Genomic DNA, 25699 nt, shown 5'->3' on the forward strand with positions numbered 1-25699 from the left:
TGCAATACTTTTTATGCATAATTTCAGAAAAGCTCGGAATATAGGTTAACAATCAGAAATTCCGGCTTGGAAATACAACTCATTTAATTGGATAATTTCACTTCTTGTGTTAACTTTTCTAAGAAATCTACATAAGAAACTGTTTCTGATTTTTGTTCTCCATATTTGCGGACATTTACGGCTTTGTCTTCTACTTCATTGTCTCCCACTACTAGCATGTATGGAATTTTTTTCATTTGTGCTTCACGTATTTTATAGCCGATTTTTTCGTCGCGCTCATCCAGCTCAACGCGGAAACCGTGTCTTTGTAAGTTTTCTTGCACCTCTTTTGCATATTCAAAATGTACAGAAGGTGATACTGGAATAACTTGTACTTGTACTGGTGATAACCAAGTAGGGAATGCTCCTTTGTATTCTTCAATCAAGAATGCAATGAAACGCTCCATTGTTGACACTACACCTCTATGGATAACTACTGGACGATGCTGCTTTCCATCTTCTCCAACATATGTTAAGTCAAAGCGTTCTGGTAATAAGAAGTCCAATTGGACAGTAGAAAGTGTTTCATCCTTTCCTAAGGCAGTCTTCACTTGCACATCTAATTTCGGACCGTAGAATGCTGCTTCTCCTTCTGCTTCAAAGTAATCTAGACCTAGATCGTCCATTGCTTCTTTCAGCATGCTTTGTGCTTTATTCCACATCGCATCGTCATCAAAGTATTTCTCTGTATCTGCAGGATCACGATAAGATAAACGGAACGAGTAATCTGTAATATTAAAGTCTTTATATACTTCTAGCACTAAGTTTACAACACGCTTAAATTCATCTTTAATTTGGTCTGGTCTTACAAAAATATGGGCATCATTTAGAGTCATTCCACGAACACGCTGTAATCCAGATAAAGCACCAGACATTTCGTAACGATGCATTGTGCCAAGCTCTGCGATACGGATTGGTAACTCGCGGTAGCTGTGAATATCATTTTTGTATACAACCATATGATGCGGACAATTCATCGGACGAAGAACTAGCTGCTCATTATCCATTTCCATCACAGGGAACATATCTTCTTGATAGTGATCCCAGTGTCCAGATGTTTTATATAAATCAACACTTCCCATGATTGGTGTATACACATGGTTATACCCTAATCGCTCTTCTTTATCTACAATATAACGTTCTACAATGCGTCTGATTGTTGCGCCTTTTGGCAGCCATAGCGGCAAGCCTTGTCCGACTTTTTGAGAAGTCATAAATAAATCTAATTCTTTTCCGATTTTGCGATGATCTCTTTCTTTTGCCTCTTCTAAAAAGCGTAAGTGCTCTTCTAACTCATTCTTCTTAAAAAAGGCAGTTCCATAAATACGTTGAAGCATTTTATTATCGCTGTTCCCTCTCCAGTATGCACCTGCAATGTTCAGCAATTTAAACTCTTTTAGTTTTCCAGTAGATGGTACGTGAACACCGCGACAAAGATCAATAAATTCTCCTTGTTGGTATAATGTTACTGTCTCGTCTTCAGGAATTGCATCGATTAACTCTAGTTTATATTCATCATCCATTTCTTTAAAAAGCTCAATCGCTTCTGCGCGACTTACTTCTTTGCGGACAATCTCCAGATTTTCGTTAATAATTTTTTTCATTTCTTTTTCAATAGCCGGTAAATCTTCAGGTGTTAACGATTGCTCTAAATCAATATCATAGTAAAATCCATTTTCGATAACTGGCCCTACACCGAGCTTAACATTTCCATAAATTCGTTTAATAGCTTGTGCCATTAAGTGCGCAGAGCTATGGCGTAAGATTTCTAAAGCATCTGGGCTATCCGGTGTAATGATTTCAAAAGAAGCATCCTCTAGTATAGGTCTTTTCAAATCATATAAAGAGCCATTAATTTTCCCTGCTAGTGCTTTTTTTCTTAAGCCTGGGCTAATGGAACCCGCAATATCTTCTGTTGTAGTCCCTTCTGGAAACTCCTTTACCGCTCCGTCTGGAAATGTAATCTTAATTAATTCTGACATGAAACTTCCTCCTTTATTTTTGCCATTAAGCTTTTCTTGTACGATAAGAACCGATTAAAACGCAAAAAAACCCGTCCCTATGCGAAGGGACGAGTTTTATAGTAAAAACACGTGGTTCCACCCTAATTCCCAAACAATGAAAATGTCTGGCTTTAGTTTAAACAGATAACGGCTGCTGAAACCGCCAGTCATTACTGAGGATAATCCCGTTCCTGACTGAAGTTTAAAGGTGGTAAGCAATCTTATCGTGTTAGGAAGTTCCCAGCATCCTTCCCTCTCTTGAAACCGTACAAGAAAACTATTGTCCTTATCATTACATGTATAAGTTATAGTTAATTTATGTACGTTATTATATGCTTTTCTAGACATAAAATCAAGGGAATTAAAGGGAAACTTACTTCATTTCTGTCTGTGTGCTTATTCTTAGAAAAAACTGTTCTTTATCTAAAAGTTGTACTCGTTCTTCAAAAATATTTAAAATAGTTCGCACAATAGGTAATTCTCTATCCTCTGTATACAAAAAGATAGTTTTCGGTGCGATCGCAAGCAATGGTCCTAGAGAATAGGGATCGATATAATGGGTAGAAGAAACAACATTTTTTTGATCATACAGCATCATTAGCTCTTGCTGGGGAATTTCCCGGTATTCTGTATCAAAAAATTGTATTTCTAGATCAATTAACACATGAATATGATTCACTTTTGCAGCCTTTTTGGAAAGGGAATTTCGCAAAGTATGAATAAACACCTGATATTCTTGTTCCATTTTGTACTCATCAATCGATAATTCTATGTATTTTATCAACTTTCCAATAAAAGACTTTAATCGAAAGGTCACAAAGGAATCAAAGGAAAATTCTTTATGTTGTTCTATTATGAAGTTATTCATACACTCTGAAAGACAACTCTTTATGTTTATCTCTTTTATTAAAGTGGTAAGTCCTTCCCGCTCTTCCTCCACTAAACTGTGAAGTATTTCTAATATACTCCGCTGTTCTAGTTCATCCATATAGAAATAACGATTTTTTAATATTTCTCTCGCCCAATCATCTGTTTTTATATGCAAGATAAAAGCGGTTAAGCATTTCTTTATCTCCTGACTGCTTCCATCTGTTTTAACGACTATACACTTATTGTCGTCGTCCACTCTGTCAAACGACTCCACATATTTTACCTGTTTCTTCAGTATGCGCAAAAATCTCAAAGCATCTTTTTGATCATGAAATTGAATTTCAATCAACCGTATCCCCCCTTTATAAAGAAGTCCTCGATTTCATATATATGGGGGGGAGGTAGAAAATAGACTTAAAATATGTATGCAGATTAATGGACGATTATAAAAAATAGTTAAAAAACAAAAAAGACAGACTATCCACTTAGTCTGTCCTCACCACTTTATAAACCAATCATAAAAAAAATAGGATAGCTCCTAATACGAGAGCATACAAAATAATATATCCTATATACAATTTTTGAAACGAAATAGAACGCTTTTCGCATCGAGTTCTAATATATGCAAGTAATCTTCTATTCTTTGTTATATACGTATAGGTTAAACCAAATACTAATAACGCTAGGATTATCTTATAGATTCCCGGGCTGTAAAAAGATAGAAAAAAGGGAATTAACAATAACAATATCGTTATTGATACAAAGAAAAGAAACTGATTATATCGCTTTATTGCTAATTTTTCCGCATTTGAAATTTCCGTCAACACACATTTCTCCTTCATAGAAATTGAAACTTTTTAACTTATTATAGTCGCTTATTTTTCCCTTTGACGCGAATAGGTGTAGATAAATAACGAATTCTCTCCATTACTCTCATCGCTTTCATCTTTTCCTCTTCTCCTCTTTGCGAATAAGTAAGATGATGCTCTAAGCCACTAAAGTCAAAATTGGACGTAAATAACGTTGGTAAATTCTCTAACATTCTGAACTGCAAAATCGGCCCAAGCACCTCATCTCGAATCCAACTAGACATTGTTTCTGCTCCGATATCGTCCAGCATTAAAATAGGCTCACGTTTTATACTTTCGATTTTATCATTTAATGTACTATCAGCAATGGAGCTCTTCATTTCTCTAAATAATTCAGGAACATATACAATCATAGAGGAAATTTGCTTTTGTGAAAGCTTATTAGCAATTGCTCCTAAAATATACGATTTTCCTACACCAAACTCTCCATAAAAATAGATCCCTTTATGTCTTTCACCAGGTTTATAATCTTCTACAAATCGGATAGCCGCTTCCACTGCCTCCATTCTCTCTCCGTCAAGATCAATGGTATTAAAGGAAGCCTCTAGAATATCCTTTGGTACATATAAGCTTTTAATCAGCTTCTCTTTTTTCTTCTGATTATCTTCCGTCAACTTACGGGGACAACGGTCATACTGAATCTCTATATTCCCTCTGACTATTACTAGACTAGGATGGTATCCCTGCATCATATTTACACATTCCTGAAGACTAGGGCATTTATTACAAGCTTTGCTTTGATTGGCATATTCATATAGCTTTATCATGCCCACATCAACTGCATTGGAAGTAAGCTCATCCTCATGCTCTCGTAGAAAGGCTCTTACATCAGGATGTGCAAGCACTTCCTGCTTCATAGCACGGTATCGTTCCTGAAAATTATTACCCGCACCAAATTTCTTTAAGGTATCGTTAATTCTTTCCACCGTTTACTCCACCACCTGATATTATAATTTTTTTATGCGTTCTTCCAGCTCACGCTTTTTTTGTTCCAAATCTTGATCGTTTGCTTCCTTAGAAGAAGTATTTCCCTCCGTTTTCTTCGTTCCTTCGTTATCCTGATTTTGCCCAAACCATTCGGGAATTTTTTCTGTCCGAATAACTTTTCGGGTTGACTTCGACTGTGGATTTTTTTTACCTTGAGCCCATTCCATATATTGCTTATGCTCTTTTTTGGCTAGAGCCATTGCCTCTTTTACTGTACGGATATTCTTTCGAACCCATTGGCCAGCAATCTTCTCCATATATCCCTTTGTCAATTTCATATCTGTTTTTAGCATAACATATTGAATTAGTACATTGATTACACCTGGAAGCAGCTTCTGCGAAAACATTATTTCTTCGATTATTTGCAAATCTGTTTTGGAAGGTTCTGCCCCTCCTGAAACGTCCTTCAACACTTGACGCGGGGAGGTATGATCTAAATAATAGATTAATTCTTCCTCTTGTGATTTTGGCGCATCAGTTGATGAATAATCCTTTTGCGGCTGTTTCCGATCCACTAACATCGGCAGCAAGTCATTATGTTGAAATTGATACCAATCACGAGCAGCTATTCTCAGTTCTTCAATATCAATCTCATCCTGTTGGTTAATCGCACTAATGACAATATTCTTCATTTGAATCGGATCAATTCCATAAATAAAGGCAAGATTATGGATTGCTTCCTTCACCTTTTTCGTAAATGCCTTTTTCGATAATAAAGAATCGTGTATTCCTGCATATAACAATTCAAAGTCAAAATCGCTCTTAGTAATTTGTATTCCCGCTTGTTCTTCTCTTCCCATATAGGTTTGATCAGCAGTATCTTCTTCCTCTAATTCATGCATTGCTCGAACAGCTCCACTATGATCAGACACAAACACCTCTTGGAAGGCTTTCGTTATGGGCTGAAAACTAGGATCCACGATTTTTTCATCCGAAAAGAATTTTTTCAATCTGCTATACTGTGCTTTTCCAATTTTTCTATATAAATAAACATTTAACATTCCATCAAGAAAATACTGAGCTGGTGATAAAGGCGGCTGTAGTTCATAGATAAACGACCGATTGCCATCTTCTTTCTTTAAATATGTTTTTAAAAGACCAATTCCTTCTAACTTTAATCTTGCTTCATATATATCATTTAAACCACAACTCATAAAATTCATTAAGCTATGATGTGTATTTGTCAGAGACCACAAGCGATTTTCTTCCACTTCTGCCCATAAGGTCATGTATAAAGCTAAACACTTTGTCCCAATTAATGGTTGATATAAGAAGGTGATTGTCTTTCGATCATAATCACTCAACAGTCCATTCACCGCTACTCGATATCTATCGACGGGAAGCAGGTCTTGCCAATGCTGAGACATACTCATCCTTCCTTTCTATTTCAATCCTTTCCGCCACAGGGAGGAAAGGCAAAAAAGAGCCAAAGAAATCTTTAGCTCCCTTAGTAATCTTTTCCATGTAACTTTTTAATCTTTTTTAATTAATTCTTTCAATTCATCAATAAACACATTAATATCTTTAAATTGGCGATATACAGATGCAAAACGTACATACGCTACTTCATCGATTTTCGCCAGTCGATCCATTACCATCTCACCGATTGCTTCACTTTTTATTTCGGAAGCAGCATTACTGCGAAGTTCTTTCTCTACTTCTGCTGTTATTTCCTCTAATTGTTTTAAAGCTACCGGTCTCTTCTCACAAGCTCTTATTAAGCCGCGCAATATTTTATCCCTGCTAAATTCTTCACGCGTCCCTTCCTTCTTCACTACAATCAAAGGAATTTCTTCTACCTTTTCAAAAGTAGTAAATCGATTCCCACAAGCTTCACATTCTCTTCTTCTTCGAATCGATTTATACTCATCAACTGGTCGTGAATCAAGAACGCGGGTGTTATTATGTTGACAGGTAGGACATCTCATCTCTATTATCAGCTCCGAATTCTTTGTTCCATGTATATACTTATCTTCATATTATATAAAATTACAAGCTTGTACAAGTAATTATCTAAAATTCTCTATTAAAAGATGAAATTCAGCGAGGGGAAACTCCCCATTTTTTTAAAATTCTATTTGCTTGGTGGATTGACTCTTCCATCGATCCATTATTATTAATTACTTCATCAGCAAGTGCAAGTTTCTCCTGTAACGGCATTTGAGCGTTTATTCTTTTAAGCGCTTGCTCATAACTTAAATCGTTTCTTTTCATTAATCGCGCAATTTGAGTATCCTGATCTACATATACTAAGATTGTTCGATCAACTGTATGATTTAATTTATTTTCAAACAGCAAGGGAATATCTAAAATCACCACTTTTTCGCCAGCTTCCACTGCTTGTCTCTGCTTCTCCTCCATCCTTCTTCTAACATCAGGATGCACAATACTATTAAGCACACGCCGTTCCTCTTCATTTGAAAAAATAATTTCTCCCAGCTTTTGGCGATTTAGCGTTCCATCTGAATGTAAAACTTCCTTACCAAAATGAGCCGCTATTTTTATATATGCTGGTTCTCCTTTTTCCACAGCGAGTCTTGATTCAATGTCCGCATCGATAATCGGAATATTTAGTGATTGATAATAAGAGGAAATTGTTGATTTTCCACTCGCAATTCCTCCCGTTAATCCAACTATTAACGTCATAAAAATACCTACCTTATTGATTTTTAGTATGTAACAAAATCGAGAAAAAAGCCTTCTCTTTTTAAAAGAAAGAAGATAGATAATTCTAAAGGCGATTAGCCAAGGAGGTTCACCGCCTTAAAAAAACCAATTTCATAAATAAAAAATTAAAGTTTAAAGATGCCAATAATGATTAGGATAATCCCAGGAATAAAGGAGAATTTATCCATATAACTTTTCTCTGAAAGAAATCTCCCTAGATAAATCCCTAATAAAACAAAGGAAGTACTCATAAAAATCACAGCAAGCGTTAAAAGTAATGGAGGAAATCCTAGCATAGAAGCACCAATTCCAGCTCCAAATGCATCCAAAGACAAGGCGAAACCTAACACAACTGCTTCTAGCCCAGTAATTGTTCCTGATTTATCAAAATCGGCTGTTAATGGCTTCTTTAAAATATTGATGACAATCCCTAAAGATTTTATTTCAAAATTAATAATATTCTTTTCTTCTGTTAGTATTTCTTTTTCCTTGCTTGGCTTAAAATATTGATAAAGAATCCAACCACCTAATAGGATTAAAATAATCCCACCTATACTCTCTGCAAACGAAGGGGAGAATATCCTTGAGATAACATGACCAACTAACATCGCAATCAGAAGTGTCAAACCGGAACAACAGGCGATAATCAAAATAGAATTTAGGGGCATTTTCATTTTTCGAAGTCCGTACGTAAAACCAACACTAAAGCTATCGATGCTAACAGCGATTGCTAATAATAAAAGAGAAAACACCTGGACCATAAAGATAAGCTCCTTCCAAATCAATAGTAATATACTATATGGAAAGAGCCCATCCAATGTTAATTCAGGATTATTGTTTTATTTTTTTTGGCAATTAGGACAAAAAACGGTTCCTCTTCCACCGACTATAATTCTTTCTAAAGTATGGCCACATACTTTGCACTCTTGGCCTTTACGACCATATACATATAGTTCAAGCTGGAACATTCCAATTTGTCCTTGGGTGTTTACATAAGAGCGGATCGTACTACCACCTTTTTCAACCGCTTCAGATAAAGTAGCAATGATTTCTTTATATAATTTTTCTATTTCTTTCTCTTCTAGAGAACTTGCTACTCTCTCCGGATGAATACCACTCCGGAATAAAGATTCATCTACATATATATTTCCTAACCCAACCACAATCTTTTGGTCCAACAATGCTGTTTTGATACTGCGATTCGTTTTGGATAAACGCTCTGAAAAATTCGCTATCGTAAAGTCAGCAGCAAAAGGTTCAGGTCCTAATTGGGAAAGGGGCATGGCGTTTAATTCTTCCCCTTTTTTAAATAAATGCATAGTACCGAATTTCCGGACATCTTTATATCTTAGCTCTGAACCATCTTCAAAAAAGAAAATAACATGTGTGTGCTTATCAACTGGCTCTTGCGCTTGAAAAACTCCATATTTACCTTCCATTCGCAAATGGGAGACGATGGTAAAATCATTTGTTTCAATTAATATAAATTTCCCACGTCTTTTAACATCTAAAATGGTTTGACCAACCAATGCATCTGAAAATTCTTCCACATTTTCTGGTTTTTTAATCATTTTTGCCCATGATACAACCACTTCTTTTATTATTTTATTTTGCGTCAGCTGTTTCAGCGTTTTACGTACCGTTTCAACTTCTGGTAATTCTGGCACTTCTATCTCCTCCTTTCTTGTAAAAAATTTCTTTTGTATTTTATGGTTCGTAAAATTTGTTACTTTAAACCATCGCCTAATTATTACCATTGAAAAAATAGTAATCTTTTGGAAAACAAGACTTTATTATTTCGCATCATACCAAGTTGGGCCGTAAGAATAGTCCACTTTTAAAGGCACACTTAATTCAACTGCATGTTCCATTACATCTGGAACAATTTCTTTTAGCTTGTCTATTTCGTCTTTAGGAGCTTCAAAAATCAATTCATCGTGAACCTGCAGCAATAGTTTTGCTTTCAAACCTTCTACTTCCAAGCGCTTTGCCATATCAATCATCGCCTTTTTGATGATATCAGCTGCACTTCCTTGGATTGGTGTATTCATCGCCGTTCTCTCTGCAAAACTGCGAAGATTAAAGTTTCTGCTCGTGATATCAGCTAAATATCTTCTTCTCTGAAGCAAAGTGGAAACATAGCCTTTTTGCTTTGCATCTGCTACTATTTCTTCCATATAATTTCTTACTCCTGGATAACTTTCTAAGTAACGCTCAATAAATTTTGCCGCTTCTTTTCTTGTAATATGCAGACTTTGGGAAAGACCATAATCACTAATACCATATACAATACCAAAGTTAACTGCTTTAGCGTGTCTCCGCATATTGGAGGTTACTTCGTCAGCTTCTACATGGAAAACAGACATAGCTGTTTCTGTATGAATATCATGATCTTCTCTAAATGCTTCGATTAATTTCTCATCATTAGCGATATGAGCAAGTACCCGTAACTCTATTTGACTATAGTCAGCCGCAAAAATAACCCAATCCTCTTCTGTCGGAACAAACGCTTGTCTTATTTTTCTTCCTTCTTCTAAACGAATCGGGATATTTTGCAAATTAGGATCAATCGAGCTTAAGCGACCTGTTTGTGTTAGTACCTGGTTAAATCTTGTATGAATTCTTCCATTATGGACCACTTTTTGCAAGCCTTCTATATAGGTTGATTGCAATTTCCCCAGCTGTCTATATTCTAATATTTCTCTAATTACTTCATGTGAACTAGCAAGTTGCTCTAATACATCAGCAGATGTGGAATAGCCTGTCTTCGTTTTCTTGACAACTGGCAATCCAAGTTTTTCAAATAAAATCACACCAAGTTGCTTCGGAGAATTAATATTAAAGGTTTCACCAGCCAGCTCATAAATTCGACCTTCAATTTCTTTCAACCTTTCGGAAAGCTCTTGCCCCATTGCTTTTAGTCGAGATACATCCACCTTTACTCCAGTTGATTCCATATCAGCAAGTACCAAGCTTAAAGGCATTTCTAAATCGTAAAATAAAGCTTCTTGATCGTTCTTTCTCAATTCATCTTCCATTTTCTCTTGAATAGCCTTCAAAGCGAATGCTTTTCTCACGAGATGGTCTGCTAATATTTCTTGTTCGGGAACCTTTCTTTTTGCTCCTTTTCCATAAAATACTTCATCTGATTGCAAATTAGTAAAATCATATTTTTTAGCAACAGAGGCAACATCTTCAATGGTTGCAGAAGGATCCGCTAAATATGCTGCGATAAGAACATCAAATGTAATTCCTTTTAAATGAATTCCTTGATGACGTAACGATACTTCCGATCTTTTAGCATCATAAACAATCTTTTCTTTCTTTTCATCTTCTGCCCAATTTTTAAAAGCAGACGACTTTAAAGCATGGTCAATTGGAAGATAGTATGCGCCGTTATCATTTAAAAGAGAAATTCCCAGAATAGGTGCATAATGATAATTATCTTCTAGTACTTCAACATACATCATATTTCTATCAGAAAAAATATCCTCTGTGATATTTTCCACTGTTTTAAATTCGATATCTTCTAATACAAGTTCTTCTTTTTCTGGTGCATCTCCTAATTTTTCAAGAAGAGAATTAAAGCCAAGTTCTTTAAAAATCTCCTTTAATTTCTCTATTTGCATGCCCGGAAATTCTGTATCTTCTAATGTTATGGTTAAAGGAGCTTCTCTGAAAATAGTAGCAAGTTCTTTACTCATTAAAGCTTGGTCCTTAAATTCTTCTAACTTTTCCTTCAGCTTTTTACCACTTACTTTGTCAATAGATTGGACTAAATTTTCTAAGGAATCAAATTCCTTCAGCAGTTTGATAGCGGTTTTTTCACCAACACCAGGAACACCCGGAATATTATCTGAGCTATCCCCCATGAGACCTTTCATATCAATAATTCGGTCAGGTGTCAGTCCATATTTTTCTTGGATATGGCTTGGAGTATAGGACTCCATATCTGTAATTCCTTTTCTGGTGATATAGACAGTTGTCTTATCCGAACTTAATTGGGTTAAATCTTTATCTCCAGAAATAACAACCACTTCAAAACCATCTTTTTCTCCTTGAAGAGAAAGTGTTCCGATAATATCATCAGCTTCATAATTTTCTAATTCGTAATGATGGATACCATAGGATTTCAACAACTCTCTAATATAAGGGAATTGCTCCGATAATTCTGGTGGCGTTTTTTGACGCCCCCCCTTATATTCACTAAACGTTTTATGACGGAAAGTTGTTTTCCCTGCATCAAAGGCAACAAGAGCATGTGTTGGCTTTTCTTCTTCGATAATTTTCATAAGCATCATAGTAAAACCATAAACAGCATTAGTGTGCACACCTTTATCATTGTTTAATAGAGGCAAAGCAAAAAACGCTCGATACGCAATACTATTACCGTCAATTAAGATTAATTTCTTTTTCAAGAAATCCTCCTCCATCCTTTTAATAAGGTATATTTTCTCGTATATAAACGGGGATTATTACACGACTCAATACTATTTATTTTACATGACATATTCATAAATGTAAAAAAGCAGAGATTGTGATAAAAGAGGTCTTACTAGACACGTGCATATTTCACCCTACAAGGAAATATGCGTGCAGTACACATCTTTTAACAACAAACTCCGCTATTTTTACAGAAGAAAAAAACAATTTAGGTATATCGACACTGGCATGGATTAGAGGATCACAATTCTACCACCAATCATTTACGATTCCTTTCCTGCCATACCCACTATTAAAAGGGGAAGCCAAAAGCGGGGTAGCTTTCAGCTTAAGTCCTTAACCAAATGGATAAGGGGGACTTCAAAAATAATTGTACCAACAAAGTGTAAACCCACCATAAACCAAATGTAAAAACAATGTAAAGGAGGTAGAAAAGCGGAAGGTACCGTTTAGCGCCTTGTAAACTGGAGCGATTCTCTCAAGATAAAGGATACACCATGAACGCTAGTGAATGGATGTTGACTTATCGTAGAGATAATCGTGAAGTTTAGCTGGCGCTGGTACCTGGAGCTAGACAAGTAGAAAAGTGGAGGAGGCTGTTTATCGGTGTACAAACTGGAGACTATCGACTGAGATAAAGGATACACGACGAACGATAGAGAGTCGATGTTGACTTATCGTAGGGATAATCGTGAAGTTTAGCTGGCGCTGGTACCTAGAGCTAGACAAGTAGAAAAGCGGAGGAGGATGTTTATCGGTGTACAAACTGGAGACTATCGACTGAGATAAAGGATAATCTTCTTTCTGAAAATAATTAAAACCCCAAACAATTATACGAAATTTTCAGCACTTTACGTATAATCGTTTGGGATTATATTTGGTTAAAAAACTTAATCTCCAGTCTATTTCCTAAAATGGAAATTCCTTATGTAAAATAACAGTGAAGGTCGTTCCTTCTCCCATTTTACTCTCTACTTGAATGGTTCCTCTATGAAGTTCTACTAAATGCTTCACGATCGCCAGTCCTAATCCAGTACCTCCAGAATTTCTACTTCGCGCTTTATCCACCCGATAAAAGCGTTCAAATATTCTAGGAATTTCTTCTTGCTCTATTCCAATCCCAGTATCTTGGATTTTCACTTCGATTTTCCGTTTCTTTTCCACGACATAGACAGTGATTTCTCCATCATTCGGGGTATAGATGACCGCATTCGTTATAAGATTTAGAAAAACTTGCGTTAATCTACTTCTATCACCCTCAATTTGAATAATTTCATTCGCTTGAGGAAAAAATAGCTTAATATTTTTCGCTTCTGCTCTACCTTTCAACATTTTTGTCGCTTTATTGAGAATTTCCACCAGATTAAACTCCTCTTTATTTAAGGCAAAATGGTGTTGTTCCAATTTTGATAGATCGAGAAGGTCTTGAATTAACGTCTGTAATCGGTGACTCTCTTTTAAAATAATTCGTAAAAATTCCTCTAACGTCTCTTTATCTTCCATAGCACCGTCAAGAAGTGTTTCCGAGAAGCCTTTAATAGAAGTAATAGGTGTTTTTAATTCATGTGAGACATTGGCTACAAAGTCTTTACGAATTTGCTCGAGCTTTTTCAATTCTGTTATGTCATTAAAAACAAGTAAAATCCCCATCCATCGGTCATTCGTCCCTATAATAGGCACTCCGTATACTTGGAAACTTTTTTTCTCATTTTTAATTTCAAGGGTCATTTCTCGGATTACCTTATGCTCAGTCATAAATATTTCTTCCGCTAGATCCATCACTTGTCTGTATGGAATGACTTTGTAGTATTGTTTATAGAGATAATCAGCAGAACGGACAAAGAACATATCCTTATAGGATTTATTGATTAAATTGATATATCCTCTGCTATCAATTAATAGTAATCCACTACTAATACTCTCAATCAATGTTCCTAAACGATCTTCTTGAATTTCTTGTGCTTTTACCATCTCTTGCATATCTTTAGCTACTTTATTTAGCGAAGAACTAAGTACTCCTGTTTCATCTACTCGATCTTCATAGGTTCTCGCATGATAATTACCATTCGCTAAATCGACAGCAACTTTAGTAGCCGACTCAATGGGTCTTATATAACGATAAATTAATTTATAGCCAATTAAATAAATCACTAAAAGCGACAAGAAAAATGAAGCAAAAATAATCCAATTAATGTGCTGATAAGCATTTTCTATTTCTTCGATTTTTGCACCAATTAATAGATATCCTAATCTCCCCTCTTCACCAGTTAACTTTTGTTGATAAAAATGAAAGTTAGGATTTCCATTAATAGTTACCGCTTTAGCTTTTTCATTTGAAAGCAGTCTCTGCATTCGATTTTCATATTCTGTATCTGTCTGCAGTTCTCCTTCGTTGAAGAGAATCTCTCCAGTTTCATCCATAACAGTAATTTGTATATCTAATGCTTCGCTATATTCTTGTAATAAACGATTATTAATGTCTAACCCTTCGCCATTTTGCATTATTTGATTTGCGATTAAAGTGCCTTCTCGTTTCAATCGACTGTCAAAGGAGTCCATAAACGTCTTTTTATTATATGATTCGATAAATATTGCTACGAACAAAAACACGATAAATATAGTAAATAAAACACTCGCCATTAATCGAGATTTAAAGCTCTTCATTTACTTTGGTTCCTCTAACTTATAACCTAATCCACGAATCGTTTTAATATATATTGGTTTTTTCGTATTCTCTTCAATTTTTTCACGTAAGTGACTAATATGTACATCTACAATTCTTGTATCTCCGACGAAGTCATAATTCCAAACTGCACTTAATAGTTGATCCCTTGTAAGAACTCTTCCCTTATTTTTTACAAGATATAATAATAACTCAAACTCTTTCGGAGTTAACTCTAATAAGTCTCCTTTGAAATATGCTTCATAATAATTAGGAAGAACTCTTAGTTCGCCTATTTTTATACCATCGTCCTCTTCTTCGTCTACTTCATCCGAGGCTGCTGGCACTTGCATTTGAATTCGTCTTAATACAGCTTTAATTCGAGCAATGACTTCACGGGGGCTAAAAGGTTTAGTCATATAATCATCTGCACCTAGTTCAAGCCCTAAAACTTTGTCAAACTCATCGTCTTTAGCTGTTAACATTAAAATAGGAGTTAACACTTTCTGTTGGCGTAATTCTTTACAAACATCCATCCCATCTTTTTTTGGCAGCATTAAATCTAGTAAGATGACATCTGGATTAGCAGTTAGTGCTAGATTCAATCCTTCTTCTCCATCCATGGCAGTTAATACATCATAACCTGCCTGTTGTAAATTATACTTAAGTAGAGTTACGATAGATTGTTCATCATCTACAACTAAAACCTTTTTCTTCATATACAGCCTCCAAATATGTTAATTCCCCTAAAGTCCCCTTATACCTATTTTCATTATAATATATTGTTCACTAAAAATGGAAAAAACATTTATTTCCTGTTTACAAATAGGAAATAGTACTTAAACCTTTTCGTATTCGTCTCTGATAAAGCATCAAGCTTTATTGATTAAATGAAATACAAAAAATCGGCTAGCTCTTTTTTATCGAGCTGCCGACTTTTATACTTAATTTAATACTGTCAATACACTACGAACGGAGTGAACAGATTTATCTAGAGCTGCCTTTTCTTCCTCTGTTAACTCCAGTTCGATAATTTGTTCGATTCCGTTTCCGCCAAGAATTGTAGGTACACCTAGATAAAGATCGTTATAGCCATATTCTCCTTCTAAATAAGCGATGGTAGGTAGGATACGTCTTTGACTTTTAATTATAGCTTCACACATATCTACCACAGAAGCTGCTGGAGCATAATAAGCGCTTCCGTTTCCAAGTAAATTTACAATTTCCGCTCCGCCAATTCTTGTTCTTTCAATAATCTCATCCAAGCGATGTTTTGGAATTAGTGCTTCTAATGGAATACCACCTGCATAGGAATACCGTATAAGCGGAACCATATCATCACCATGTCCGCCTAATACAAATCCTGTAATGTCCTTAACGGAAAGATTTAACTCCATTGCCACAAAGCTTCGAAAGCGTGCTGTATCTAAAACACCCGACTGCCCAATTACTCTATTTTTAGGAAAGCCCGATTCTTTATAAACAGTATATGTCATAGCGTCAACAGGATTAGTGAGCACGATAATAACAGAATTAGGCGAATATTGAACAATTTCCTTAGTTACCGATTTCATAATTGCTTGATTTGTCTGCACAAGATCATCTCTACTCATACCCGGCTTTCTAGCCATACCAGCAGTTATTACGACAATATCAGAATCAGCTGTATCTTTATAGTCGGAAGTTCCCGTTATATTTGCATCAAACCCTTGTACAGGACTTGCTTCAAACATATCCAATGCTTTTCCCTTTGTGGAGTTTTCATTTCGCGGAACATCTAATAATACGATATCACCAAGTTCTTTTTGAGCAAGCAAAAAAGCAGTTGTGGCCCCAGTAAAGCCTCCACCAATGATGGAAATTTTCTTACGTTTAACCATATTATTTCCCCCTTATTAGACCGAGAATGAATGAAGCCCCCAATAAGCAGATACTAAGCAGAGTCCCCTTTTACTCTATTTAGTAAATACTTTTCCCAGCTTATCTCATTCTAATCCAATACCGTAAATCTTCTATTTTGGACAAAAAGGAAGAAGAGATGAGACAATCTCTTCTTCAATTTGTTATTAATTCATGTTCTTAATTAATTCATCACCGAACTCGGAACATTTCACTTCTGTAGCACCATCCATTAGACGAGCAAAGTCATATGTAACAACTTTGGAAGCAATTGTTTTTTCCACGGATTGAATCACTAATTGTGCAGCTTCAGTCCAGCCTAAATGTTCAAGCAATAGAACACCTGAAAGAATAACAGAAGATGGATTTACTTTATCTAAACCAGCATATTTAGGAGCAGTTCCGTGTGTAGCTTCAAAAATAGCATGGCCAGTTTCGTAATTTATATTTGCTCCAGGAGCAATACCGATTCCACCCACTTGTGCTGCTAAAGCATCAGAAATATAATCTCCGTTTAGATTCATTGTCGCAACTACATCAAATTCTTTTGGACGAGTAAGAATTTGTTGTAAGAAAATATCAGCAATAGAATCTTTAATAATGATTTTACCTTCTGCTTCTGCTTGAGATTGCGCTTTATTTGCTGCATCAGAACCCTGTTCTTCTTTAATACGATCATACTGGGCCCATGTAAATACTTTATCTCCAAATTCTTTTTCAGCTAATTCATAACCCCAGTTTTTAAATGCGCCTTCTGTATATTTCATAATGTTTCCTTTATGTACTAGAGTTACCGATTTACGACCTTCTTTAATCGCATAATTAATCGCAGCTCTTACTAAACGACTTGTTCCTTCTTCTGATATCGGCTTAATTCCAATTCCAGATGTTTCAGGGAATCTAATTTTATTAACTCCCATCTCTTGTTGTAAAAAGTTAATTAATTTAGAAGCAGCCTCTGAGCCCTTCTCATATTCAATTCCTGCATAAATATCTTCAGTATTTTCACGGAAGATAACCATATCTGTATCTTGAGGTCTTTTTACCGGAGAAGGAACTCCTTCAAACCATCTTACTGGACGTAAACAAACAAAAAGATCCAATTCTTGGCGCAAGGCAACGTTTAAAGAACGAATACCGCCACCAACTGGTGTAGTCAATGGTCCTTTTATAGCAATTAAATACTCTCTAATTACATCCAATGTTTCAGAAGGTAACCATTCTCCTGTTTCATTAAATGCTTTTTCACCAGCTAATACTTCTTTCCAAACAATTTTCTTTTCCCCATTGTATGCTTTTTCAACAGCTGCATCTAAAACTCTTGATGATGCTGCCCATATATCTGGTCCAATTCCATCTCCCTCAATATAAGGTACAATCGGATTTGCTGGTACATTTAATACTCCATCTACTACTGTAATTTTTTCTCCTTGCATGTTTCTATCCCTCCGTAAAAAATAGTTTCCTTTTCCAATGTAACAATGTTCATTGGAAAAAGAATGAAATAAATTTATTATAACAAGCTTTTATAAGCTAATTATATTTACTATTCTGACGAATAAAAAAGGAAAACGCCAATACGCAAAGTAAATTAACCCATCATTAAGTATATATTATTCTATTACTCTATGGGAAATTATATCCTTTTTTTATCGCTCTTGAACTGGAATATATTCCAAACGCTCTGGCCCAATATAATCTGCTCTAGGTCGAATAAGGCGATTATTATCATACTGCTCCAGAATGTGAGCCAGCCAGCCAGAAACTCTGCTCACTGCAAAAATCGGGGTGAATAAGTCATGATCAATACCTAAACTATGATAAACAGAAGCTGAAAAGAAATCTACGTTTGGAACTAAATTTTTCTCTTCTTTTAACAGTGTCTCAATCTTAACACTCATATCATATAATTGAGGTTCACCCGTCAATTGTGTTAATTTTCTTGCCATTTCCTTTAAATGTTTGGCACGAGGATCGCCCTTTCGATATACTCGATGGCCAAATCCCATTATTTTTTCTTTGTTGGCCATCTTTTCTCGAATATATGGCTCCACATTTTCAATGCTTCCGATTTCTTTCAGCATTTTCATTACTGCCTCATTTGCCCCGCCATGCAACGGTCCTTTTAATGCCCCAATAGCTGAAGTAATTCCAGAATATACATCAGACAATGTAGCTACACACACTCTTGCAGTGAATGTAGACGCATTCAATTCATGATCAGCATGAAGCACAAGTGCTTTATTAAAGGCTTCAATAGCAATCGCCTCTGGTTCTTTGCCATTAAGCATATAAAGGAAATTAGCAGCAAATCCTAAATCTTTTCTTGGCGAAATTGGTTCCAGCCCTTTTCTTAATCTTGAAAAAGCTGTTACGATAGTCGGAATTTTCGCTTGAAGTCTTACAGCTTTTAAATAGTTTGCTTCAGAATCCATTGCATCGGCGTGTTCATCATACGCTCCTAGTAAAGACACACTTGAACGAAGTACTGCCATTGGATGTACGTTATTTAATGGCATTAGCTTCATTTGTTCAATCAAAGAAACAGGTAATTCAGCATTATCTGCCAATTCTTGTTTTAGCTTTGCCAGTTCCGTATCAGTTGGCAACTTTTGATGCCATAATAAAAACACTACTTCTTCAAAACTGGAATGCTCTGCTAACACATCAATATCATAACCCACATAAGCAAGTGAATCATCTATAATGGAACTGATAGAAGATGTTGTAGCAATAATCCCCTCAAGCCCTTTTGTAACAGCCATACATATCTCTCCTTTACAACTTTTCTTTAATAGTTAGTACAACTCATTCAAACTCCCAGTATTGTCCCTGTTGTAGTTACCAATATTGTGAAAATCTGTAAAACAAAACAATGGAATTCATCTTAAATAAATGTTTACTATTTTGTTAGATTAACTGAATATGTACCAAAAAATCAATTAATAATGTAATTCGGATTTATTTTATAAAAAGATGGAGGGAGTTTTTTTCAAAAATTAAAGTGAGCATAAACTAATTGAAAATGCTTACATTTTCAATTAAAAAAATAAACTATTTGGTACGTTATAGATGAGATAAACTGTAACTACACATTCATTATAAACAAAAAACTTCAAAATGTCTCATATTTTATACTTAAAAACTGTAGATATAGTAAAAAAATTTTTTTCTAATTCTCCTTTACACTATATTTCTTTCTTTTTAAAATTATACCATAAATTCCTATATCCTGTCTTTTATCTTACAACGGTAAATTAGAATAAGAGAGCGGATTAGGTTATCCACTCGACTACTTTAATGGCTGCATACGCTATTCCCGCCCCAATCAATGGTCCTACTGCCACTCCATTGAAAACCGATACAGACAAAATGGTTCCTAGAACAAGTGCTGTTGTAATTTCTGGAGAATCGGCTAATAAACTAACTCCTCCTTTTGCGAGCAGAGCAACCATAATTCCAGAAATTAAAGCTATCCATGCATACGGTGATTTAAAGGTAGCTGTAAGATCTTTAAAACCAATATCTCCAGTGGCTATCGGAACAAGAACAGCTATCGTAATAATCGTTACGCCCCAATTGATACCTTTAGATTGAATCAATGAAAATAACTTACTATCTACCCCAATTAGTTTCAGCACTAATAAGAAAATAACTGCGATAATCAAGGAATTGTTTTTAGCTATAAGAGCAATTGCTAACAGCAAATATAGAAATAAATATGGCTGGCTAAATAAAAACATAACTAACTCTCCTTTTCGAAAGCAATTGACTTAAAAATTCTCTCTTCTTTATTTAAATTAAAAAGCAGGAATTTCGATTAAAAAAGCATAAGTATAGAGAATATAAATAAAAAGGAATATATATAATCTATATCTAGTTCCTAATCACTAATGACCCATTTTCTATTATACTAAAAACGGGAGGATTGACTTTGAATTTAACTTATCTTAACCGAACAATTCGGTTTATCATAGTGATAGCAGCTACTTTCCTATTATTTGTTAGCTTTTTTTATTTATCCAAAGTAACTTATCCTTTTATTATTGGATTTCTGATTGCTTTTTTAATGAATCCACTCGTTAATTTTCTACAATTCAAATGCAAATTACCAAGGGCTTTTGCTGTTGTTTTAAGTATTTTACTCATTTTATCCGTTTTTGCTGGTTTGGTTTCTTTACTAATTGCTGAAATTGTAGCAGGAGCTGCCTATCTTGGAGAAGTTGTTCCCAAACATATAGACATCATTATTCGATACATAGAAGATTTGTTCGCAGCGCAAATTATTCCATTATATAATAAAATTTCTCAAACGTTCAATAATCTCGGTACTGGTCAACAAGATACCATTATGACAAATATAGATAAAGTGGGCGAACAAGTTGGAACGGTAATGGGAGATTTTTTACAATCCTTCTTTCTTAATATTCCTATTTTCCTGTCCTGGTTTCCAAATGCAGCAAGCGTCCTCATTTTTTCTCTATTAGCTACTTTTTTTATCAGCAAGGACTGGGGACGGTTATCATTAAAAATTGGAAAGTTCTTTCCTTCCAAGTGGTTAAATAGTGGTAAAACAGTATTCTTTGAATTAAAAAAAGCTTTGTTTGGTTTTTTAAAAGCCCAATTAACGCTTGTTTCCATTACGACTGTCATTATTCTAATTGGTCTGTTAATACTTCGAGTGGATTATGCTATTACTATTGCACTGTTAACTGGAATTGTAGATATTATCCCCTATCTCGGTACAGGGTTAATCTTTGTTCCATGGATTATTTACGAAATTATCACAGGGCAGATTGTGCTGGCAATTGGATTGTCCGTGCTATATATTATTGTTTTAGTTCAAAGACAAATCATGGAGCCAAAAATCCTTTCTTCCAATATCGGACTTGATCCATTAGCTACTTTAATTGCCTTATTTGTTGGTTTTAAGCTTTTTGGTTTTATCGGACTTATTGTTGGTCCAGTTTCCCTCGTTATCGTGACTTCCCTGCATCGAGCAAATGTATTTCATGATATATGGAAATTTATTAAAGGGGATAGTGAAATACCAAAATAAACGTATATAAAAAAAGAAGCTGGAATATTAACATTCCAACCAATTTATACCGAACAATTATACGGAGATGCTAAAAAACACTTCGTATAATTGTTTGATTTTTTATTCATTAAAAAAGGTTTGTAGTAACGAGCCGCAGACTGAATATACTTCACTTTTCATAGGACTATATCTAAGCCGCTTTGTTTTGCCCCACCTTTTCTATACTTAGTATGTTATCCATTTAATAAGGCCCTCTAATAGCGTTTTTGACCTTTTCCTCATAAAATATTCTCAATCTCTGTAATTCCTCTGTATTAAATGGTTTTTCCTCTAATGCCTTTAAATTCTCATTGATTTGCTGACGATTTTTGAAACCAGGAATGACACAAGAAATACTCGGTTGATCCAATATCCAGCGTAATGCTGCCGCTGCCATTGATTGACGACTTTCTCCAATCCAAGCAAGCTCATCTGCTAATGCAACGCCTTTTTCAAATCCAAGTCCAGCAAATGTTTCTCCTACATTAAAAGCTTCCCCATTCTCATTAAATTTACGATGATCATCTTCTCTGCTACCGTTTTGTGGGGCTGATTTATTTTTTATTTTTTCTGAATTTTATACTTATGAATAAAATAATTATAGCAAACATATTTTTTGTTAATCTAGTTATTTACTATTCGTAAAATTTATATTATACGAATAATTAAAACAAAAAAACCTCCCCCCTTTTTCAATTGACGAGTGATGTACAAGGACAAAAAAGTTTGTACAAATAAGACGGAAAAGTTTGTACTACGCCCTTTTGTAGCCCATAAGACAAAAAAGTTTGTACAAAACCAGACAAAAAAGTTTGTACAAACTTAGACAAGAAACTATGTACAAAACGTAAGATTTTGTTAGAAACGATAAACACTCTACCTCGATATATATGTTTGGTGTTTTATTTTGAACTCAGGGTTCGTTACATACTCCTTGTAATTTACTTCTCCATTAAAATCCAAATAAGCCTGATAGCGAATACGAACAGCTGGTTGTTCAATGAAATCTAGAACTTTATCTTTAGCCACCCATCGACTATCTGTTGTTTCATCAGAAACAGCTAACTCCCCACCAATAGGTTTACATACGAAATCAAACCCAACTTGCGTAGGAACATCAGTCACACCATCGTACCATTTAAAAACCCCTGTATTCGAATAGACACCAACTAAGTAGCTTACCGTGGTGTCTATTCCGCTTTCCTCTTTGATTTCACGGACCAAAGCATCTATCAGATTTTCTCCAACTTCCACTTGTCCACCTGGGTAAACCCAACCACCATCACGAGTTTTTACTAAAAGAATATTTCCTTCTCCGTCTTCCACGAATCCACCTGCCGCTACGATATGCGTCGGAAATGCCATCTTTGAACCTCCCCTTATATGAAAATTTTGTAAATTTGTAATAATATAAATATTAACATACCTTCTTAAAAACTAGAAGAAGTAACCCTCCGATTAGCACCTCTTTTTGTCGTTTCTTATTGTGCTAAACCCCCTTTCATTCAATAAGAAAAGGCCTAATGTTATGGTTAAAATAGACTTTACTGTGTTAACTAAAAGTTTTCACACCCCCATCCTATCTATTGCTTTTTGAGCTGGAGACCGGTATGGCGGGTACTTAATTGTTTTTTTTGTGGGGCATATTTTTTCATCGTGAATTCTCTTTAAAACATCGTCCATTTTTTCAAAATAACCTTTTTGAAAATGAAAACTAATTTCCCCATCCATATTTCTTGGGATCTTTGCAATGTACATTGAGATATTATCATCTGGATATATTCCCCTATTCTTCTCCGGGTTTTGGACTATTTCGAGCCATTTTATAAAACGATCAATTAATAAATGTGATAGAATTCTATTTAAAATATAAATAATGCTGCTACTATTACATTCCAAAAAAATTAATCCTTGATTCTTATTTATTGGATTTAGAATTTCATCTAAGTGAGTTATAAACTGGCCCTTTGGAAAGAAACTAAATTGGCCATCTAGGCAATTAAACTCATACGGTTCAGGCAAATTATTATGTGTTTCTATTTCTGAAAAGAAACTTTTTCCTTCGCATTCCATTCTCCACCAGATAAATGCTAAAGCAAAGGGACAAACGTCACCGTTTTGGCGAGCTTTATTGAAAATGTGAACACATTTCTTATGTTCCTTTATCGTTTTATTCAGTAGATACCGGCTTATTGCCTTATAAATACTCCTAGTTTGTTTGAAAATTTCAAAGAAAAAACTATCGATCCTGTGTTTTTCGTTAAAAGTATTGTAATAAAACAATTCCGGAAAGGCCCTTATATAATTTTCTTTTAAAACATGATAATCGTTTTTAACTTTAAAGACTCCTCTATTGGAAGAAAATTCAGCAAAATCTCCAGTGGTCAATTTTTCTTCATCAAAAGCATTGATTAATATTTTTGGTATTATGCTTAAATTAGTGTTATCAGTGTCTATCTCGAAGGATCTTGTATAATATTCAAAGGGGTAAAGGATAAGATTTTTATGAATTACTTGTCGGGGTAATCTCTGCCATGAATCTACTACTTCAGATTGTATTTTCGGTTTGATTTTCCATGAAGTAAAAATTGACCTTATATTTTTAGAATCAAGAAAAGAATAACCGCAACTACAATGATATGGCTCATTGTCTCCTTTATTAATAATATATTCCGGCATCGTCTGCTTACATTTTGGGCACTTGTTAATTAACTCCTGATTAGGATGAAAAGGGCAATGGTCAAAAAGTTTAATTTGATGAAATATACTATGGTAACCTGTGCTAATACATTTAGGGCAATATGATAAATTATCGTAAAAATATTTACTGACATACTTAATATTTGGAATTATATGAATTAGTTTATCTATTAGCTTGTCATGATACTCTTTTATATTTATTCCAATGATTTTTTGACTCAGTTTTGGATCTATACTAGAAAAATCCATTAAATTACGATGGCGAATACCGGCATTTGAAATTTTTTTCAATCGTTTAATATTATCATTTCCTAGCAGCTCTAAAACTTCGTTTCCTTCGATAGCATTAGCCCATTTGAACTTTTCTATTATTCCCCAAGGTGATTCATAGTCTTGTATCCAATCAATAGACCAAGTAATTTGAGTGGACATCCCTCTAATTCCACCTTTCCCAAAGTAATAAACAAATTAATTAATTTGGTACAATTCTGATTGAATATAACCAGAATGATTAATTGCCTCTTCCCAATGTATTTTTTCTATCGCCGGCAAATCTAAGCCATTATTTCCATATCTTCTTAAAGCATACTCAACAGTTAAAGTAACATATTGCATTGGAATTTCTGCTTTAAGAGATAGTCCGGATTCACTTCTTAAATTAACAAAAGCCTGAAATAATTCTTCTGCTGAGTGTTGTAATCTATATCCTCTTGCAAATGCCTCAGAAAAGAAGTATCTGGTAAATGACCAATTACTATTCGAGGGGTATTCACAATAATCGTCATATCCCATTAAACAAATCCTCAAATCATTTAAGGATTCTATTCCTTTAAATTGATATTCTTGACTCATAAAGCGGCCCACTATTTGATATTTTTCCCCACTAATAAATGCTGACCTTTGATGAACCAGTTCTTTTTGTCCGACTAAAATAGTTGTTAAAGTTATACCATAATGCTCTAACTCATTATAAAGATCCATTAACCAATCATAATTAATTTCTACTAATCTTTGTGCATCATCTATAAAAAAAATCACCTTATTACTTCGGGAAAAGTCAGCTCGTTCGACTAAAAATCTCAGTAGCCTAGTTCTTTTCATGATAGATTTCCCACTGTTGGATATTGAATGCCCCGAAGCTGTTAATAAGTCTTCAAAGAAAAAATTTTCATTTGGATTCTTATACTTTCGGCAACGAATATGATAAATTGGTGTATTTTTCCCAAAATCCTGTGGTAAGCAATTGATAATATATGAAATTGCTCTTGTTTTACCTAATCGTGGCCGTCCGTATATTATCGCTCCCGGTGTTCTGTTTTCAATCCAACGTGTTACAGCTTGGTACATTCTATCAATCTCATTTGTTGAAATTAAATATTTACCTGTTTCTATTGGATGCGTTCCTTTTGGAATATAAGGTCTTATAATCTCATTGTTAAATTGATTGGATTCCAATATTTCCGACATTTTCGGACCTCCA

At 34.8% G+C, this 25699-nt stretch carries 20 protein-coding genes and 1 other annotated feature; of the genes, 1 reads left to right on the plus strand and 19 read right to left on the minus strand.

Annotated elements, in window-relative coordinates; all coding sequences use genetic code 11:
• Window positions 1–83: 83 nt before the first annotated feature.
• The 15 genes from thrS to NSQ89_RS14990 all read right to left on the minus strand — a co-directional run bounded on the left by thrS (window position 84) and on the right by NSQ89_RS14990 (window position 20182).
• Window positions 84–2021, minus strand: a complete 1938-nt coding sequence (gene thrS, locus NSQ89_RS14920) for a threonine--tRNA ligase (RefSeq protein ID WP_095258054.1) — start codon at window positions 2019–2021, stop codon at window positions 84–86.
• 82 nt (window positions 2022–2103) lie between these two features.
• Window positions 2104–2344: a binding site (T-box leader), on the minus strand.
• Between the two features lie 71 nt (window positions 2345–2415).
• On the minus strand, window positions 2416–3261 hold the full coding sequence (ytxC, locus tag NSQ89_RS14925; RefSeq protein ID WP_047941897.1) for a sporulation protein YtxC: 846 nt from the start codon (window positions 3259–3261) through the stop codon (window positions 2416–2418).
• 516 nt (window positions 3262–3777) lie between these two features.
• On the minus strand, window positions 3778–4707 hold the full coding sequence (gene dnaI, locus NSQ89_RS14930) for a primosomal protein DnaI (RefSeq protein ID WP_047941895.1): 930 nt from the start codon (window positions 4705–4707) through the stop codon (window positions 3778–3780).
• Between the two features lie 21 nt (window positions 4708–4728).
• Complete coding sequence (locus NSQ89_RS14935) at window positions 4729–6135, minus strand: replication initiation and membrane attachment family protein (protein WP_341132849.1); 1407 nt, start codon at window positions 6133–6135, stop codon at window positions 4729–4731.
• A gap of 105 nt (window positions 6136–6240) precedes the next feature.
• On the minus strand, window positions 6241–6696 hold the full coding sequence (gene nrdR / locus NSQ89_RS14940) for a transcriptional regulator NrdR (RefSeq protein ID WP_047941891.1): 456 nt from the start codon (window positions 6694–6696) through the stop codon (window positions 6241–6243).
• A 112-nt stretch (window positions 6697–6808) separates the two neighbouring features.
• Window positions 6809–7414 (minus strand): dephospho-CoA kinase, encoded by a 606-nt coding sequence (gene coaE / locus NSQ89_RS14945; protein WP_047941890.1) that lies wholly within the window; start codon window positions 7412–7414, stop codon window positions 6809–6811.
• A gap of 146 nt (window positions 7415–7560) precedes the next feature.
• The gene (gene ytaF / locus NSQ89_RS14950) at window positions 7561–8196 is read right to left on the minus strand and encodes a sporulation membrane protein YtaF (protein WP_047941889.1); all 636 of its coding nucleotides are present in this window, start codon (window positions 8194–8196) and stop codon (window positions 7561–7563) included.
• 78 nt (window positions 8197–8274) lie between these two features.
• Window positions 8275–9102: a DNA-formamidopyrimidine glycosylase gene (mutM, locus tag NSQ89_RS14955; protein WP_047941888.1), complete on the minus strand. Its 828-nt coding sequence runs from the start codon at window positions 9100–9102 to the stop codon at window positions 8275–8277.
• A 126-nt stretch (window positions 9103–9228) separates the two neighbouring features.
• Entirely contained in the window at window positions 9229–11853 is a 2625-nt protein-coding gene (gene polA, locus NSQ89_RS14960; RefSeq protein WP_053215650.1) for a DNA polymerase I, read from the minus strand.
• Window positions 11854–12787: 934 nt separating this feature from the next.
• On the minus strand, window positions 12788–14542 hold the full coding sequence (gene pnpS, locus NSQ89_RS14965; RefSeq protein WP_047941885.1) for a two-component system histidine kinase PnpS: 1755 nt from the start codon (window positions 14540–14542) through the stop codon (window positions 12788–12790).
• On the minus strand, window positions 14543–15259 hold the full coding sequence (locus NSQ89_RS14970; protein WP_047941884.1) for a response regulator transcription factor: 717 nt from the start codon (window positions 15257–15259) through the stop codon (window positions 14543–14545).
• Between the two features lie 225 nt (window positions 15260–15484).
• A complete protein-coding gene (gene mdh, locus NSQ89_RS14975) occupies window positions 15485–16420 on the minus strand; it encodes a malate dehydrogenase (RefSeq protein ID WP_047941883.1) in 936 nt (311 codons plus the stop codon).
• A 186-nt stretch (window positions 16421–16606) separates the two neighbouring features.
• Complete coding sequence (icd, locus tag NSQ89_RS14980) at window positions 16607–17875, minus strand: NADP-dependent isocitrate dehydrogenase (protein ID WP_047941882.1); 1269 nt, start codon at window positions 17873–17875, stop codon at window positions 16607–16609.
• Window positions 17876–18088: 213 nt separating this feature from the next.
• On the minus strand, window positions 18089–19204 hold the full coding sequence (gene citZ, locus NSQ89_RS14985) for a citrate synthase (protein ID WP_047941881.1): 1116 nt from the start codon (window positions 19202–19204) through the stop codon (window positions 18089–18091).
• Window positions 19205–19714: 510 nt separating this feature from the next.
• Window positions 19715–20182 (minus strand): DUF441 domain-containing protein, encoded by a 468-nt coding sequence (locus tag NSQ89_RS14990; protein ID WP_047941879.1) that lies wholly within the window; start codon window positions 20180–20182, stop codon window positions 19715–19717.
• Between the two features lie 191 nt (window positions 20183–20373).
• On the opposite strand from NSQ89_RS14990, the gene ytvI reads away from it, so the two are divergent.
• The gene (gene ytvI / locus NSQ89_RS14995) at window positions 20374–21498 is read left to right on the plus strand and encodes a sporulation integral membrane protein YtvI (RefSeq protein ID WP_061798705.1); all 1125 of its coding nucleotides are present in this window, start codon (window positions 20374–20376) and stop codon (window positions 21496–21498) included.
• A gap of 223 nt (window positions 21499–21721) precedes the next feature.
• Here the strand turns inward: ytvI and NSQ89_RS15000 are convergent, their stop codons facing one another.
• The 4 genes from NSQ89_RS15000 to NSQ89_RS15015 all read right to left on the minus strand — a co-directional run bounded on the left by NSQ89_RS15000 (window position 21722) and on the right by NSQ89_RS15015 (window position 25686).
• Window positions 21722–22084, minus strand: a complete 363-nt coding sequence (locus NSQ89_RS15000; RefSeq protein ID WP_418789681.1) for an aldo/keto reductase — start codon at window positions 22082–22084, stop codon at window positions 21722–21724.
• Window positions 22085–22395: 311 nt separating this feature from the next.
• Complete coding sequence (locus NSQ89_RS15005) at window positions 22396–22884, minus strand: NUDIX hydrolase (RefSeq protein ID WP_341132850.1); 489 nt, start codon at window positions 22882–22884, stop codon at window positions 22396–22398.
• A gap of 201 nt (window positions 22885–23085) precedes the next feature.
• Window positions 23086–24651, minus strand: a complete 1566-nt coding sequence (locus tag NSQ89_RS15010; RefSeq protein ID WP_341132851.1) for a hypothetical protein — start codon at window positions 24649–24651, stop codon at window positions 23086–23088.
• Window positions 24652–24687: 36 nt separating this feature from the next.
• On the minus strand, window positions 24688–25686 hold the full coding sequence (locus NSQ89_RS15015; protein WP_341132852.1) for an ATP-binding protein: 999 nt from the start codon (window positions 25684–25686) through the stop codon (window positions 24688–24690).
• Between the last annotated feature and the right edge of the window lie 13 nt (window positions 25687–25699).

Origin of the sequence: Niallia sp. FSL R7-0648 (genome assembly GCF_038007005.1) — a bacterium.
GTDB classification, from domain to species: domain Bacteria; phylum Bacillota; class Bacilli; order Bacillales; family Cytobacillaceae; genus Niallia; species Niallia circulans.